We start from the raw sequence: 14,472 nt of genomic DNA, 5'->3' as shown, positions 1-14,472 counted from the left end.
GGTAGAGTAAAGGTATTTAGTTTTGAGCGATCTTTCTATAAGAAGATAGTTTTGTAAGAGTTTTCGTCTTGAAAGTTTGTTAAGAGCAAGAATAGTGAATTTAAGCGTTATGATCGCTTTAGGAGGAAATTTCATGTTAGAAGGTAAAGTAAAATGGTTCAACTCTGAAAAAGGTTTCGGATTCATCGAAGTAGAAGGTCAAGACGATGTATTCGTTCATTTCTCTGCTATTCAAGGCGAAGGCTTCAAAACTTTAGAAGAAGGCCAAGCTGTTTCTTTTGAAATCGTTGAAGGAAACCGCGGACCACAAGCTGCTAACGTTACTAAAGAAGCGTAAGCATAAATTGATATGAAAAACTGCAGGTGCAAACCTGCAGTTTTTATTTTGGACAAAAAAGCTGTTTTGCATAAGCAAAACAGCTTTTTCATTAGTTTGCAATATCCCGTTTCATGAAGATTCCAAAAGCAAGCAGCAGGAAAATGATAAAGTAGATCGCAAGCATGACGATAGAAAACGTCATAGTCATCCCTTCTATTAACGGTGTGCCATCCACATACTGAGTTAAATCGACATTAGCAAACAATATATACTTTGCCCAGTCAAATTTCGCTGCAATAAATGCAGTGGCTGTCGTACCGGCAACCAATAAAAAGATGGAAAACCCTACTGCAAGAGAGCTGTTTCTGAATACTGCAGACAGCATAAACGCCATCGTCGCCACCATTAAGGCCGAGACGGATTCAGAAAGATACGTTGTGGCCAAATGACTCATCATGTTTTGCTCAATGACATGGCCATCCTTATAGATTAAATGAATATTCGCGGCGGTTTCACCACCCGTCCCGAAGAAAATCAACCCTAACAAAGTAGAACCGATAAATAAAATCAACAGCAATAGGAACCCAAACAGGAGAACTGTAATATATTTGGACATCAAAATCTGAAAACGGCTGAGCGGCCGAATCATTAATAGCTTAATTGTTCCCCAATTAAATTCGTTAGCGACAATTCCGGCTGCGATAATAATGGTAAACAGTCCGGTAAGGATGGTAAAACCTGCTGAATCCGTTACATAAGACCATACAGTATAGCCCGTGTCATTTGGGATGTTATGTTCAATGCGATAGTTGTTGAGTGTGATTATTTCTTTATATCCATCTTTCAGTGAAGGATCGTCTTTGATTTCTTTCTTTAATTCGGCGTTTTGTACTTGAAGTTCTTGTTTCCAATGAGAATTTGCTTCACCGGCAGAAAAATGATTCGCCAAAAATGCAAATCCAACCATTGTTAGCCCCAGAATTCCAATCATCACCCATGTTCCGGCACGGCTGAAAATTTTGATCCACTCATTATAAATCAAATTAAGCATGCTGAACCTCCTCTTTTGTTTCACCTGTCATTTCTAAGAAACGGTCCTCTAATGATTTTGTTATAATTTTGACCTCGTAAATGCGGATTTGCTGCATCACCAGCAGTTCAATAACCGCAGGGACTTCGTCTTTAGCCAGTTTGAGTTCTACACCATTTGTCTTACTCACCAAATCATACTGGTTTAAAACAGTAGCGGCTTCATTCGGCTGCTCAACCTGAAAGAAATATGTATCGTTCTCATCAATGTTTTCATCTTTTACATTTTGAATATCGATCAGCTTTCCTTTTTGCAGAATCGCAATGCGATCACACATCAGTTCCATCTCTGACAGCAGGTGGCTTGAAACGATGACAGCCATTCCTCTTTCTCGGGTCAGCTTCTTTAAATGATCTCTGATTTCCCTGATTCCCGCCGGATCAAGGCCATTTGTCGGTTCATCCAAGATCAGCACTTTCGGATCATGCAGAAGGCATTGTGCCAAGCCAAGACGCTGTCTCATTCCTAGAGAATAGGTTTTCACCTTGTCGTGGATTCTGTCTGTTAAACCAACCAGCTCAACAACTTCATCAATTTTTTCCTTCGTGACACCCTTGACCATCCTTGCGTATTGCTGGAGATTTTTATATCCGCTCAAAAATTTATAGAGCTCTGGATTCTCTACGATCGCTCCAATATGCTTAATCGCCTTGGCATATTCTTTCGTAATGGATTGACCGCAAATGAGGACATCACCTTTCGTCAGCTTCATTAAGCCTACCATCATCCGGATGGTTGTCGTTTTCCCAGCTCCGTTTGGTCCCAAAAAACCGAATACTTCACCTTCACGAATCGTAAAACTGAGATCATCAATGAGCGTTCGGCCTCTGATGTTTTTTGTCACATTTCTCAATTCCAACACTGTTTTCATCATATTCCTCCTCTTTCTAGCAAACTTCCATTTTTGATTTAAACCATTGCAAAACAGACATGCCTTCCTGTTCACGAATATCTTCTACATCGCGCTGCGCCACTTTTTCTCCATTTGCGAGTATGATGACTTCGTCTAACAACGTCTCAATTTCATCAATTTCATGTGTCGCGATCACGACAATCTGCTGCTCAAAATCAATGTACGATACAAGGCTGTTTACGATGGAGTCCCTCACCATCGGATCAAGCCCCGAAAAAGGTTCATCAAGCAAGATGACGTCTGCCTGTCTCGCTAAAGCAAGAACGATTTTCAGCCTGCCCCGATTTCCTTTTGATAGCTTTTTGATCTTTTTTTCCGGATCCAGCTGCATCTCATTCAATAGTCTATAAGCTTGTTCTGTTTGAAAATCAGGAAACTGCGACTGATAAAAATTCACCATATCTTTGACAGTGAAATCCGGATAAAACATATCAAGCTCAGTAAGATAAGCCGTTTGACGCACCATATCTCTCGTAGCTTGTTTTCCATCTGCTTTTACAAACCCTGAAGTCGGAAACAAAAGGCCAGCCATCATTTTCAGGGTCGTTGACTTGCCGCTGCCGTTCGGTCCGATCAGACCATAAATCCGTCCAGATGATAGGGTAAATGACACATCATTGACGGCCGTATGGCGGCCGTATTTTTTTGATACGTGTTCTAGCTTGATTTCCATTTTAGCCTCCCTCTGTGAATGTTTTAATGCCCTCTAACATTTCCTCTTTCGTGAGCCCCAGCTCTTTCATTTGCTTGACAAAGCCTTCCAGCACTTCTCGTGTCAACTTGTCTTTCAGCTCGTCTACGATTTCTGCTTTTTCCGCAATAAACGTCCCTTGACCTCTTCTTGTCTCCACAATACCCAGCCTTTCCATTTCACTGTAAGTTCTTTGAATTGTATTGGGATTTACCTTAGTTTGAATCGCCATTTCTCTTACTGAAGGAAGCTTGTCTCCTGGGAGCAGCTCCTTCCTGACCAGCCTATAAAAGATCTGATCAGCGATCTGCAGATAAATCGGTTTCGAGGATTGAAATTGATTATCCATATTTACACCTCTACTTTACGATCAAGCAGTTTTGAAGCCATGATGAGCAGCAAGAACGTGATGACTAAGGTAATAGGAAACCCTAGCACAGACAGATGGATAGGTTTTAATTCCAATTTCCAAACGTTATGGAAGTGGAAATCAAAATTGCAATAGACTGTTACCGGCCAGAAATGCTTTTGAGATTCAACCAAAGGGCTTATGATGTATTCATCGTAGAATAACCACACTGCGACCAACAGAACCATCGCAACCCATCGCATTCCGCGCCAATTCCTGAGAGCGTGAAAAACAGTCCAAAACACGATGACTGTTACTGACATATCTAACGAAGAAATAAGCCCATACATATTCAGCAAAGCCACTGTACTCGTTATATCAACTTGATGCTCCAGCAGATTTTTTAAAGAGAGCATATGATACATCCATATCCCATAGGCTGTTAATGCCAACTGAATCACAAATTGATAGAGCAAAGATGCTGCCAATTTAGAAGAAAACAGCCATAAGCCGCCATTTGGATTGTACAGCCAAAGCTGTGATTTCCCTTCCTTGCGAAGGTGATAAAACACAAAAACAGGAGATAAGAAAAGCAGAAAAAAAGCAACTGCAACAAAAAACCCAAAAACGACTAGAGGTTCTTTCGCGCGAGAAGCTATAATATGGCCTGTTCCCAATAAAAAAGTCATTCCGCATATCCATACTAGCAGCCACATTCTTGAAAGCTTGATATCTTTCTTTAATAAACCTAAAAAAGAATCCATGTCTTTACCTCCCGGAAGAATCCTCGGTGTATGAGTAACATAGTACACTAGATCAAAATGAAATACAACATATTCCATGGATTTATTTGATAAAAAACATAATTGATGTAAACAGCAAAAAAGGCAAACCCGCCATGAGTAAACGGATTTGCCTTTTTCATTATTTTTTCTTGTTTTTCATAGAGAGCAGCGCATCACGATAGCTGCGGTCCTGCATTTTGTCACTTTCCTCAGTGACCTCTTCTTCTGCCTGATCTTCGTCAGAATGCTTAAACTTTTGCAGCGCCTGCCTGTAAATATCATCACCCATTGTGTTACGTTTCTCTTTTTGAGAATCATTTTCGACAACAGATGGCGTATGCTCGGCAGCCCTTGCTTCAGCAGGGTATTGCGCTTCGTTTTTTTCCTCTTCTGGAGGTGCGATTCTATCAGTTGCTTCTTGCTTCTCAGGTCCAGGTGAGGCGCTGCGGACATTAAATGTAATAAGGGCCGCAATGACAATGACAGCAGCAATAATTGCTATAATAATGGCCATTTCAACCTCTCCTTACTGTCCTGCTGTTAGGTTTCCTGTGACTTGGCTGACACGTCTTCCCAACGCGCGTCCAAGCTGAATACCTTCCTCAGACATTAACTCATCACTATCAACCGGACAAGTGACGCCTGCTCCGTAATAAGAGCCATAAAGTGCGTTTTCAGGCACGTTGCCAGGCAGTCCGACAACGATCATGCCTTGGTGGAACATCGGCGTGATTAAATTATGCATTGTCATTTCCAAACCGCCGTGTGTTGTTGCCGTTGTGCAGAAAACAGCACCGACTTTGTTGATCAGTTCGCCTTCAGCCCACAAGTAGCCAAGTCTGTCGATCCAAGTTTTAAGACCGGAGCTGATTGTTCCGAAATGCCCAGGGCATCCCCAAATAATCGCATCCATATCTTTAAGCTTGCGGATATCCGCCTGATCTACATGGTCGATGAATACTTCAGACGCGTCGTTTTCTCTCGCACCTTCAGCAATCGCCTCTGCAAGCACTTTAGTATGTTCGCCTTCACTATCATACACTACATAAATTTTCATTCAGGAAACCTCCCTGTACAGATTAAGATTCCTTAGCTTCTTTAGGAGCAGGAAGTAATGAAAGCTCCTCTTTTTTCTTCTTACGCAATTTATCTTTTCTGACGTCACGCAGGAAGATACTTAAAATCAACCCTGCTACACAGAATAAGGTTGCCCACATAAAGGCATCATTTATCCCCATGACATTGGAATCGAGTGACGCGTGTTTATAAATATGTGAGTACACATACGTTTTCGCTGTATCATAAGACACATTCATGTTCACCATTAAATTCGAAACTGCATTTTGGAACGCATGGAGGAAGTTCGGGTCCGCCGTGCTCGTTTTATCTGCAATTTGTGAATAATGGAATGTCGTCCGGTTTGTATAAATCGTCGTAATTAAACTTGTACCGATTGATCCGCTGATTTGGCGAAGTGTGTTGCTCATCGCCGTTCCGTGGCTGTTTAGACGGGCAGGAAGCTGGTTCATCCCGGCTGTCATGACTGGCATCATTAAGAGAGACATACCAAATGCACGGATTGAATAGATCAGCATGATGTGCGTATATGGTGTATCAATTGTTAATTGCGTGTATTGATAAGTTGTTACCACTGTCACAAGAAGCCCGATAATCGCAAGCGGTCTCGGTCCGAATTTATCGAACAAAATACCTGAGATCGGTGACATAATCAGCATGACAATCGCACCCGGAAGCAGAAGCAGACCGGATTGAAGCGCCGTAAAACCGACCAGGTTTTGCAGATAGATCGGTAAAAGGAACATACCAGTGTAAAGTGCCACTGTAATAATGATATTAATGACACTTGAGAGTGAGAAAATGTCATATTTAAACACTCTGAAATCAAGCATCGGATCATCATGGCGCAATTGCTGAACAACAAAAGCAACAATTGCAATGACGCCGATAATAACTGTAGACAGTACAATCGGGTCGGTCCAGCCGTCAGATCCGGCTTCACTGACTCCGTATAATAAGGAGGCGAATCCGACAATCGAGAGAATAGCTCCCAGAGTATCGAGTTTGATTTTTTGCGGCTCCACCATATTTTTAAAGATGAAGAAAGCCACAATGATAACAATTGCGCCGATTGGCACAAGTCCGTAAAACATAATGCGCCATGTATAATGCTCAATAATCCACCCGGAAAGAGTCGGGCCGACCGCTGGAGCAAACATCATCGCAAGCCCGAAAATCCCCATTCCTTTCCCCCTGCTTTCAGGCGGGAAAATTAACAGAATGGTTGTCATAACGAGCGGCTGCAAGATACCTCCGCCCACGGCCTGAATCAAACGGCCGATCAGCATTGTAGAGAAGTTAGGTGCGATACCGCAGACTAACGTACCGAGCGTAAAACAGAACATTGCGATGAGAAAGAGACTCCGTTGGCCAAACCGTGTAATCAGGAAGGCAGATAACGGAATCAATACGCCGTTAACAAGCATGTAACCTGTTGTCAGCCACTGAATCGTCGTTGCACTTACGCCAAATTCAGTCATTAAATGCGGCATTGCAACGTTAAGCAATGTTTGGTTGAGAATTGCCAAAAATAAACCCGCCATTAGCACAATCAGTAATGACATAGGGCTTTTTGCATTTTTTTCTTTGCCTGTAGCCATCTAAGACAACCTCCTTTCATGGTTTGATGACTGATCTGTTTTACTCAGAAATTTTAACAGATGCATTCATGCCAGGAAGCACCTTATCAGATGGGTTTTTGATTGAAATTTTCACAGGAATCTTTTGTGTTACTTTTGTGTAGTTTCCGCTTGAATTTGTAGATGGAAGCATATCAAAAGTTGAGTTAGTCGCATATCCAATTTCTTCTACAGTACCGTCAAATGTTGTATCAGGGTCTCCGTCAACTACTACGTCTACACTATTTCCTACTTCAATATCCGCAATATCTGTTTCTTTAATATTTGCTGTGATGTATAGGTTGTCCATGTCAATCGTTTGTGCAATTGTTGTACCAGCTTGTACGGTTTGTCCGTTTTTCACTTCGTTTTTCACAATTGTTCCATCCATAATGGATTTTACGTCAACAGTTTGTTCACCTTTGATTTTTGCAACTGTGTCGCCTTTTTTCACTGTTTTTCCTTCGTCCAGATCCCAGTCAGATACTTTACCTGCTGCTGGAGCAGTAATAGCAGCCATATCGCCGGCTACTTTTGCTTCATCTGTTTTTACGTAGTTAGTGCTTTGATAATAGTAGTAAGCACCTCCAGCTATAATTGCAAGAACAACAATCAAACCGATAATGTTGGTCAGAATTAAACGTCCTCTGTTCATTTTGTTTTCTCCTTTCGTTTCATCCTCTATCATTTTGCGGAAAGCTGGTGAAAATATGTGAGAAGTTTTTAATTACCGCTTTTTTCTGAACAGCCTTCAGCAAGCTTCGTTAAGCTTCCGGCAAGTTTGCGCAAATACTGCAGCTGGGAGGTATCAAGCTTTTGGTACAAGCCCGCACCCATTTTTGCATATTGCACAGCGGCTTTTTCTATCAGTTCTTCCCCCTCTTCGGTTAACTGAATCATGACGATACGGCGGTCATCCGGACTGTCATATCGATTCATCAAGTGGCGCTTATACAGAATATCTGTCATCCGCGTCACAGAAGCAGGCTTAAGATCAAGCGACATTGCCAGCTTGCTTAGCGGAGTGCTTCCGCTTTGATGAATTTTAAACATCAGCAAATATTGAAGGACTGTAATATCAAAAGGCTCAAGCACAATCTCCAATATCTTCTTCTGTTTTTTATAAATCGCCCGAGACGTATCGAAGAGCTGTTCAAAAGTGAGCAAAGCACGTTCTGATTCAGTCAACTCCTTTTCACCTCATTCCTCAATAATAGTTCACAAGATAAAATATTAATAAATGAAAGAAGATTTGTCAAAGGAAAAATTTCTTTTTCTCCCGTATTTTTTCCGCAAGCGTTTTCTTACTTTTATTAAATAAAAAAAAGCCCTGAAATGGGCTTTTCATTACGAAAATTGATGGCTTACACCAGACTCTTCATTTCTGAAAAAGCTCTTCAGCGCCTGAAAAACATCAGATTTCTGTTTTAAAATATAGTACTTAAATTTATCATCTTTCACATTTTTATATGCAGACATTAACGTTGAATGCCTGTTGTACTGATTGACCTCGCCGTAGCAGAATAGATTGGCCTTCTTCATAATATCATTAACCAATTTCACACAGCGCGCGTTGTCAGATGTCAGGTTGTCACCGTCAGAAAAATGAAACGGGTAAATGTTATAGCGAGCGGGATTGTACTTTTCATCAATAAGCTCAAGCGACTTCCGATATACGGAAGAACAAATGGTTCCGCCGCTTTCTCCCTTTGAGAAAAAATCCTCCTCCGAGACAACTCTTGCTTCTGTATGATGGGCAATAAATTCAATTTCCACAGTCTCGTATTTCGTCCGCAAAAAACGGGTCATCCAGAAAAAGAAGCTTCTGGCCATGTATTTTTCCCAAACCCCCATACTGCCGCTTGTATCCATCATTGCTAAAACGACAGCTTTTGATTCAGGCTTTGTGATGTCATTCCACGTCTTATACTTTAGGTCCTCCGGATAAATTGGATAGAACGACGGCTTTCCTGACATTGCGTTTCGTTTAAAGGCTGACATCATTGTTCTTTTCTTATCAATGTTACCGGTTAACCCTGTTTTACGAATATCATTAAACTCAATATCTGTATGAATAATATTGTCCCGCTCTTTTTGCTGGAGATTCGGAAGCTCTAATTCTTTAAAAAGCGCTTCTTCTAAATCCATTAATGAAACTTCCGCTTCATAATAATCCTCGCCTGCCTGATCACCGGCACCCTGCCCTTTTCCTGGCCCTTGTTTTTTGTCTGATCCATCCCGGGCCACAACATCACCAACCTGGCTGTCGCCGTCTCCTTGCCCTACATGTTTATTCTTATCATAGTTGTAACGGATTTTATACTCATCAAGTGAACGGATTGGGATTTTCACTACATCTTTTCCATTAGACATAATAATGCTTTCCTCAGTTACGAGGTCCGGAAGATTGTTTTTGATCGCTTCCTGCACCTTTTTCTGGTGACGCTGCTGGTCATCGAAGCCTTTGCGATGGAGGGACCAGTTTTCCTCAGAAATCAAAAAATGGCCGCTGTCATTTTGGGACATGAATTCCCCTCCTTAACCATTTGTGGTCGTGATACATACGTATTCCGGCTTGTGCCAGATTATGAAACAAGTCTTTTGAAAAGATTTATATTCATCATATGCACAAAAGCACGTTTAATTGACAAACTATTTAGAAAATGGGACAAAATAACCCGCCCTATTCGGACGGGTCACGTTGCTTATCGGTTCAGCAGGCTGCCGACATATTTCAGCAGCTCATTGGCGCTCGTCGAGTTGTAGCCGTGCTCATCAATTAAACGGGCCACGACTTCATTTACCTTTTTCAGCTGCTGCTCATCTGGCGTTTTTGTTGAAGTCGTAATTTTAACGACATCCTTCAGATCAGCAAACAGCTTTTTCTGAATTGCTTCACGCAGTCTTTCATGGGAATTGTAATCAAACCGCTTGCCTTTTCTCGCATAGGCCGAGATGCGGATTAAAATTTCTTCGCGGAACGCTTTTTTGGCGTTTTCCGAAATGCCGATCTGCTCCTCGATGGATCTCATTAGCTTTTCGTCAGGGTTCATTTCTTCTCCTGTCAAAGGATCACGAAGCTTATTTTTATTGCAATAGGCCTCTACGTTATCGAGGTAATTGTCCATAAGTGTTTTTGCTGATTCTTCATACGAATACACAAACGCTTTTTGGACTTCCTTTTTCGCAATGTCGTCATATTCCTTGCGGGCGGCAGAAATAAAATTCAAATACCGCTCCCTGTCCTCGCTTGAAATTGATGGATGCTGATCAAGACCTTCTTTTAAGGAACGAAGGACATCGAGAGAATTAATTGACTCCATATTTTTTCTGATAATCGTTGAAGAAATCCGGTTGATCACGTACCGCGGATCAATGCCGCTCATTCCTTCATCATTATATTCTTTTTTCATATCCTCAACGTCGACGGAATTATATCCTTCCACACTTTCTCCATCATACAGTCTCATTTTCTTGACCAGATCAATATCCGACCGCTTTGGCTCTTTTAACCGGGTAAGGATTGAGAACATCGCGGCGACCTTCAAAGTATGAGGGGCAATATGAACATCCGACACATCGCTCTCTGCGATCATTTTTTCATAAATTCTCTCTTCCTCAGACACTTTTAAATTATAAGGAACCGGCATCACGATGATTCTCGAGTGCAGGGCTTCATTCTTCTTATTAGAAATGAATGAGCGATACTCCGTTTCATTCGTGTGCGCCACGATCAGCTCATCAGCAGAAATTAACGCAAACCGCCCCGCTTTAAAATTCCCTTCCTGTGTCAATGAAAGCAAATGCCAGAGAAATTTCTCATCACATTTCAGCATCTCCTGAAACTCCATCATCCCGCGGTTCGCTTTATTCAGCTCTCCGTCAAACCGGTAAGCGCGCGGATCTGATTCCGAACCGTACTCGGCGATTGTTGAGAAATCAATACTCCCGGTCAAATCGGCAATATCCTGAGATTTTGGGTCAGATGGACTGAATGTTCCAATTCCCGTACGCTTATCTTCTGAAAAGAAGATGCGCTCCACCTTCACATCCTCAATTCTTCCTCCGTACTCTTCCTCCAGCCTCATGACATTTAAAGGAGAAAGACTTCCCTCTATTCTAATACCGTATTCTCTGTAAAAGTCATCACGTAAATGGTGGGGGATTAAATGTAGAGGGTCCTCGTGCATCGGGCAGCCTTTAATCGCATATACAGCGCCATTATCTGTCAGCGTGTATGCTTCGAGACCTTTTTTAAGCATCGTGACCAACGTGGATTTACCGCCGCTCACAGGTCCCATCAACAATAGAATCCGCTTTCTGACATCTAGACGTTTGGCAGCCGGATGAAAATACTCTTCCACAAGACGCTCCAGAGATTCTTCAAGCCCAAACAGCTCACGGTCAAAAAAACTGTACTTCTTGCGTCCGTCAATCTCCTCTATCCCGCTGTCTTTTATCATATTAAAAACTCGAGAATGAGCAGATTGCGCGACCATCGGATTTTCTTTAATAATCTCCAAATAATCGGCGAAAGTTCCTTCCCATTTCAGCCGCTGCTCTTCCTCTCTGTACTGTTCAATTTTCTTTAATATATCCATAAGGACCTCCTCTATCATGTTTGATACACTATGCAAATAAGGTACTTTGTTACAATCTATGCCGCCAACTCGTGATACATGCTTTGGTTTCTTAAAAATAAAGATACTTATACATCGTTGACAAGGCCGACTGCGACCGTTCATAATAAAGAAAAATACAGAATCATCCAGACTCGGACAGCACGGAAAAATTGAAGAGGGGGAGAGACGGTGAAAACAATCATCATGATGGGGGTCATTGTCACTTTTTTAGTATCAATTTTTACTGCAGGATACGATAGCAAGCCTGGAAAAGAATAAAAAAGGGTGCTCCTGAAAGAGCACCCTTTTTGTATAACAGAACAATGTTTTACAGTTTTGTTTTTTCTTTAATCTGTGAATGTTGATCACATTCGTATCTGTTTTCGTACTCAATTGTTCCGATACTGCATCCCGGCCCGATAATCACTTCTTTTCCCCTGACAACTGCCGCATCGGTATTCTCCAAATAAACCTGATCTCCTTCTATGACGTCTGCGATCAGTTTCACTTTCTTCCGGTTAAAAAAGCTCGTGCGTCTTTTCACAGTAATTGTTGTTCCGCCGATTTCGCGCACATGGCTTATATCATGGCTCAATCCTAGCTTGATGTCACCAGCATTTAATAACCCCGATACATCAACACAGCCTGTTCCATGGAACCTTTCTGTTTCACAATCACCTTTTACGCTAAGCTTCCCTTTCACATCGCACGATTCTCCAGTCATACTCCCGGAAATCTCTGTCAGGCCCTTCAAATTAAAGCGATCAAATTGAAGTGAGCCGCTGACTTTCATTGTGCCATAAATATTGATTCTCCCTGCGGTCAGATTGCCTTTAAACTCACTTTCTCCGAACACACGCAGCCGCTCAGTCTCTGCTGTCCCGAGAAAGCAGCCTGTTCCGAATATGCGGCAGCCCGCAACAGACAGCCCATCACCGACCACACCTTCACCTTTGATGACGACATTGTGATACGTGCCTCCGGCGGCATGGCCAGCGCCATATAATTTTAAATTTCCCAGTTTTGTTGTCTCCATTACGATCCTCCTCACACCTTCGTGCATGTTTCTACCAATGCGCTTGGATCACAAGTATAGTCACCGCTGTATTCGACGGTTTCAATCCGGCAATCCGGACCGATTATCACTTTATTTCCGCGCACGGTTTTCGCCTTTGTATTTGTCAATTCAATCACGTCACCTTCGATCAGCTCTGCCGTTAGAACAGGCTGCGGCATCAATCTGAGTAATGTCAGCATTCCTTTTCTGCAGGTCACTTGAAGATGGCGGCAGCCGATCTCCCGTACATCGCTTTCCCCGGAACAAAGCTTAATGGTCACTTGGTCTGCATTTAAAAGACCGCTGATTTTGCATTTCCCTTCTGATTGAAAGGTTTCCGTTTCGCAATCCGCTTCCATGACGGTTTTTCCGCTAATGTCAATCTCATCAGCCTTGACAGTCCCGCCAAATGTTGATGATCCAGCGATTTTTAATTGTTTAGCTGATGCCTCTCCTTGAATAAAACCAGTTCCATTAATCCGAATAGATTCAGCTTCAACGTCTCCATGTATCTTTCCAGAACCGCTGATGGTTACCGCTTTCGCTTTGACGCTGCCGTCAGCTTTTCCCGTTCCATTAAAAGAAAAAGTGTCACACTCCACGTCTCCAGCCACTGTCCCGCTTCCGTTAATCTCAACTGATTGAAACGTTCCTCCCTTTGAACTTCCCGATCCGTTTATCACCAGCTTTTCCACTACATCCATTGTTGGCCCTCCTGCATATATGTTGTTTTTAATTCCTCTGAAGCTTTTAATAAATCTACCCGTTCCACAACCTTGACGGATGATTCAAACAAAATGCTGTCCGCCGCAGCCGCTATAAAACAAGTTGTAACACCGAGCTTGCGCAGCACAATCAGTTCCGTCTGTTTTTCAATCTTTTCAGTATCATGCTTCTTCAATACCTCTGCAGCCATTTTTGCTTCTGCCAAGCTGACATTTCCAGACTGCAGCAGTCCTTCAAGCACATACAGCGACAGCAAGTCGCGGGATGAAAAAACCGGACTACTTTCGTCTTCTGAATAGACTTCAAGTGCAGGCTTTGAGATCAAACTTTTACGAAGCAATTCATCAGCGGTCATGCTGACATCCTTCATCTTCGGTGACAGCATTTCCCTCATTTCATCCAGAGACAAGTTTTCCTTCATTTTTTGAATCATTGAGATACGTTTTAAAATATCCTCCCTCGGAAAAAACGTCTCCTGCCCTGTGAAAGTGGATTTGCGAATAAACCATTCCTCGGGTATTAAATTTTTTCGCTTCCATCGATACAGCTGACCGTATGAAATCGATGTTCTTTCAAGTAATTCTTTTTTAGAGATTAATTGTTCCTCCATAAGTCCAGCTCCTTTGATGGGTACATTGTAACATAACACTGTTACGTTGTTAAGCCCAAAAACGAAACAAAGTATTTCAACAGGCACAAAAAAAACCGCCCATCAGCAATGAGCGGGTTTTGCACTATTTTAAATCACGGTAATTTTGCTGGCGCAGCGCTTCATAAACGAGAATCGCGGCAGTGTTGGACAGGTTTAACGATCTGACATGCTCTGTCATTGGAAGACGCAGGCAGCGGTCCATATTATTTTGAATTAAATCCTTTGGCAAACCGCTTGTTTCTCTTCCGAACACAAAGAAATAATCCTCGTCAAGATCAGTGTAATCAAATGATGTATGAGGCTGCTGGCCAAATTTCGTAATAAAGAAAAATTGGCCTTTTTCATATGCCTCAAACAATTCCTCTAACGAATCATGATACACAACATTAACAAACTCCCAATAATCGAGTCCGGCACGCTTCAGCATTTTATCATCCGTTGAAAAGCCGAGCGGACGAATCAGGTGGAGCGTAGTATTGGTTGCTGCACAAGTACGCGCAATATTCCCTGTGTTAGCGGGAATTTCTGGTTGATATAAAACGACATGTAATGCCACAATGTTCACCTCTGTT

17 protein-coding genes and 1 pseudogene are annotated in these 14,472 nt (G+C 42.2%); 1 reads left to right on the top strand and 17 read right to left on the bottom strand.

What is annotated here, in order from left to right:
• Positions 1 to 133 precede the first annotated feature (133 nt).
• On the top strand, positions 134 to 337 hold the full coding sequence (gene cspB / locus C1T29_RS05740; RefSeq protein WP_003224086.1) for a cold shock-like protein CspB: 204 nt from the start codon (positions 134 to 136) through the stop codon (positions 335 to 337).
• Positions 338 to 428: 91 nt separating this feature from the next.
• Here the strand turns inward: cspB and C1T29_RS05735 are convergent, their stop codons facing one another.
• The 17 genes and pseudogenes from C1T29_RS05735 to trmL form a co-directional block, all read right to left on the bottom strand.
• The gene (locus C1T29_RS05735; protein ID WP_095432754.1) at positions 429 to 1,370 is read right to left on the bottom strand and encodes an ABC transporter permease; all 942 of its coding nucleotides are present in this window, start codon (positions 1,368 to 1,370) and stop codon (positions 429 to 431) included.
• On the bottom strand, positions 1,363 to 2,280 hold the full coding sequence (locus tag C1T29_RS05730; RefSeq protein WP_103748974.1) for an ABC transporter ATP-binding protein: 918 nt from the start codon (positions 2,278 to 2,280) through the stop codon (positions 1,363 to 1,365). Before C1T29_RS05730 ends, C1T29_RS05735 begins: the two co-directional genes overlap by 8 nt.
• A 16-nt stretch (positions 2,281 to 2,296) precedes the next feature.
• Positions 2,297 to 2,995, bottom strand: coding sequence for an ABC transporter ATP-binding protein (locus tag C1T29_RS05725; RefSeq protein WP_095432756.1), 699 nt, complete (start codon positions 2,993 to 2,995; stop codon positions 2,297 to 2,299).
• A gap of 1 nt (position 2,996) precedes the next feature.
• A complete protein-coding gene (locus C1T29_RS05720; RefSeq protein WP_003233424.1) occupies positions 2,997 to 3,362 on the bottom strand; it encodes a GntR family transcriptional regulator in 366 nt (121 codons plus the stop codon).
• A 2-nt stretch (positions 3,363 to 3,364) separates the two neighbouring features.
• The gene (locus tag C1T29_RS05715) at positions 3,365 to 4,126 is read right to left on the bottom strand and encodes a hypothetical protein (protein WP_095432776.1); all 762 of its coding nucleotides are present in this window, start codon (positions 4,124 to 4,126) and stop codon (positions 3,365 to 3,367) included.
• An 18-nt stretch (positions 4,127 to 4,144) separates the two neighbouring features.
• A pseudogene (locus tag C1T29_RS05710) lies at positions 4,145 to 4,287 on the bottom strand (hypothetical protein); the annotation flags it as partial.
• Positions 4,287 to 4,661 carry a hypothetical protein gene (locus C1T29_RS05705; protein WP_069149250.1) on the bottom strand — a complete coding sequence of 125 codons (375 nt, stop codon included), beginning with the start codon at positions 4,659 to 4,661 and terminating at the stop codon, positions 4,287 to 4,289. The pseudogene C1T29_RS05710 and the gene C1T29_RS05705, both read right to left, overlap by 1 nt.
• A 12-nt stretch (positions 4,662 to 4,673) precedes the next feature.
• A complete protein-coding gene (locus tag C1T29_RS05700) occupies positions 4,674 to 5,204 on the bottom strand; it encodes an NAD(P)H-dependent oxidoreductase (protein WP_095432757.1) in 531 nt (176 codons plus the stop codon).
• A 22-nt stretch (positions 5,205 to 5,226) separates the two neighbouring features.
• A complete protein-coding gene (locus C1T29_RS05695) occupies positions 5,227 to 6,825 on the bottom strand; it encodes an MFS transporter (RefSeq protein ID WP_103748975.1) in 1,599 nt (532 codons plus the stop codon).
• Between the two features lie 40 nt (positions 6,826 to 6,865).
• Entirely contained in the window at positions 6,866 to 7,531 is a 666-nt protein-coding gene (locus C1T29_RS05690) for a biotin/lipoyl-containing protein (RefSeq protein ID WP_014476241.1), read from the bottom strand.
• A gap of 35 nt (positions 7,532 to 7,566) precedes the next feature.
• On the bottom strand, positions 7,567 to 8,031 hold the full coding sequence (locus C1T29_RS05685) for a MarR family transcriptional regulator (RefSeq protein WP_040083640.1): 465 nt from the start codon (positions 8,029 to 8,031) through the stop codon (positions 7,567 to 7,569).
• A 159-nt stretch (positions 8,032 to 8,190) separates the two neighbouring features.
• Positions 8,191 to 9,369 (bottom strand): sporulation protein YhbH, encoded by a 1,179-nt coding sequence (yhbH, locus tag C1T29_RS05680; RefSeq protein WP_014663305.1) that lies wholly within the window; start codon positions 9,367 to 9,369, stop codon positions 8,191 to 8,193.
• 179 nt (positions 9,370 to 9,548) lie between these two features.
• The gene (prkA, locus tag C1T29_RS05675; RefSeq protein ID WP_003224051.1) at positions 9,549 to 11,444 is read right to left on the bottom strand and encodes a serine/threonine protein kinase PrkA; all 1,896 of its coding nucleotides are present in this window, start codon (positions 11,442 to 11,444) and stop codon (positions 9,549 to 9,551) included.
• Positions 11,445 to 11,793: 349 nt separating this feature from the next.
• A complete protein-coding gene (locus C1T29_RS05670) occupies positions 11,794 to 12,501 on the bottom strand; it encodes a hypothetical protein (RefSeq protein ID WP_103748976.1) in 708 nt (235 codons plus the stop codon).
• A gap of 11 nt (positions 12,502 to 12,512) precedes the next feature.
• Complete coding sequence (locus tag C1T29_RS05665) at positions 12,513 to 13,226, bottom strand: bactofilin family protein (protein ID WP_071581323.1); 714 nt, start codon at positions 13,224 to 13,226, stop codon at positions 12,513 to 12,515.
• The gene (locus tag C1T29_RS05660) at positions 13,217 to 13,858 is read right to left on the bottom strand and encodes a YhbD family protein (protein ID WP_189396837.1); all 642 of its coding nucleotides are present in this window, start codon (positions 13,856 to 13,858) and stop codon (positions 13,217 to 13,219) included. Before C1T29_RS05660 ends, C1T29_RS05665 begins: the two co-directional genes overlap by 10 nt.
• A gap of 124 nt (positions 13,859 to 13,982) precedes the next feature.
• The gene (gene trmL, locus C1T29_RS05655; RefSeq protein WP_003233442.1) at positions 13,983 to 14,465 is read right to left on the bottom strand and encodes a tRNA (uridine(34)/cytosine(34)/5-carboxymethylaminomethyluridine(34)-2'-O)-methyltransferase TrmL; all 483 of its coding nucleotides are present in this window, start codon (positions 14,463 to 14,465) and stop codon (positions 13,983 to 13,985) included.
• Positions 14,466 to 14,472 lie beyond the last annotated feature (7 nt).

This window comes from Bacillus sp. MBGLi79 (assembly GCF_002953915.1).
The sequence above is the reverse complement of the archived record's forward strand: the minus strand, read 5'-3'. Positions and strand labels throughout refer to the sequence as shown.

Coding starts and splice junctions, on each gene's coding strand:
- cspB (WP_003224086.1), top strand. CDS start 134: ATGTTAGAAGGTAAAGTAAAATGGTTCAACTCTGAAAAAGGTTTCGGA.
- C1T29_RS05735 (WP_095432754.1), bottom strand. CDS start 1,370: ATGCTTAATTTGATTTATAATGAGTGGATCAAAATTTTCAGCCGTGCC.
- C1T29_RS05730 (WP_103748974.1), bottom strand. CDS start 2,280: ATGAAAACAGTGTTGGAATTGAGAAATGTGACAAAAAACATCAGAGGC.
- C1T29_RS05725 (WP_095432756.1), bottom strand. CDS start 2,995: ATGGAAATCAAGCTAGAACACGTATCAAAAAAATACGGCCGCCATACG.
- C1T29_RS05720 (WP_003233424.1), bottom strand. CDS start 3,362: ATGGATAATCAATTTCAATCCTCGAAACCGATTTATCTGCAGATCGCT.
- C1T29_RS05715 (WP_095432776.1), bottom strand. CDS start 4,126: ATGGATTCTTTTTTAGGTTTATTAAAGAAAGATATCAAGCTTTCAAGA.
- C1T29_RS05705 (WP_069149250.1), bottom strand. CDS start 4,661: ATGGCCATTATTATAGCAATTATTGCTGCTGTCATTGTCATTGCGGCC.
- C1T29_RS05700 (WP_095432757.1), bottom strand. CDS start 5,204: ATGAAAATTTATGTAGTGTATGATAGTGAAGGCGAACATACTAAAGTG.
- C1T29_RS05695 (WP_103748975.1), bottom strand. CDS start 6,825: ATGGCTACAGGCAAAGAAAAAAATGCAAAAAGCCCTATGTCATTACTG.
- C1T29_RS05690 (WP_014476241.1), bottom strand. CDS start 7,531: ATGATAGAGGATGAAACGAAAGGAGAAAACAAAATGAACAGAGGACGT.
- yhbH (WP_014663305.1), bottom strand. CDS start 9,369: ATGTCCCAAAATGACAGCGGCCATTTTTTGATTTCTGAGGAAAACTGG.
- prkA (WP_003224051.1), bottom strand. CDS start 11,444: ATGGATATATTAAAGAAAATTGAACAGTACAGAGAGGAAGAGCAGCGG.
- C1T29_RS05670 (WP_103748976.1), bottom strand. CDS start 12,501: ATGGAGACAACAAAACTGGGAAATTTAAAATTATATGGCGCTGGCCAT.
- C1T29_RS05665 (WP_071581323.1), bottom strand. CDS start 13,226: ATGGATGTAGTGGAAAAGCTGGTGATAAACGGATCGGGAAGTTCAAAG.
- C1T29_RS05660 (WP_189396837.1), bottom strand. CDS start 13,858: ATGGAGGAACAATTAATCTCTAAAAAAGAATTACTTGAAAGAACATCG.